The organism is Bacteroides sp. OM08-11, assembly GCF_003438665.1.
Taxonomy (GTDB): Bacteria; Bacteroidota; Bacteroidia; order Bacteroidales; family Bacteroidaceae; genus Bacteroides; species Bacteroides cutis.
On sequence record NZ_QSTJ01000020.1, the window covers coordinates 438 to 880 of the forward strand.

Sequence of the window (443 nt, forward strand, 5' to 3'; positions counted from 1 at the left end):
AGTCTTACCGACAACGTATGGTCGATATATACTTTCAGCTTTTAACTTTACTTTTTTTGTACATCATGTCAAAGAACGGTTTTCAAATGAAGAATGAAGAGTGAATAATGAAGAATTACCATGCGGAAAATTCTTCGTTCTTCATTTTTAGTTCTTCATTTAAAAGAGTGGAGAATAACGGATTCGAACCGTTGACCCCCTGCGTGCAAAGCAGGTGCTCTAGCCAGCTGAGCTAATCCCCCTCATTCGGAGTAGTCCCAGGCAGAGTTGAACTGCCGACCTCTACATTATCAGTGTAGCGCTCTAACCAACTGAGCTATAGGACTGTCAGTCAAACCCTCGCCTTACGGCTCGGCTTCTTCTTTCTCTTATATTTTAATAAACAATTACTCGCAGCACAAGAGGTTCTTATGGAAGCATAACGACAAGAACCAACTTTTATC

The 443-nt window shown here is 41.1% G+C and carries 2 tRNA genes; both read right to left on the reverse strand.

The features are described from left to right. Positions 1-168 precede the first annotated feature (168 nt). A tRNA-Ala gene (locus tag DXC10_RS16190) sits at positions 169-242 on the reverse strand. 10 nt (positions 243-252) lie between these two features. Further along, positions 253-326 (reverse strand) — tRNA-Ile (locus DXC10_RS16195). Positions 327-443: the final 117 nt, after the last annotated feature.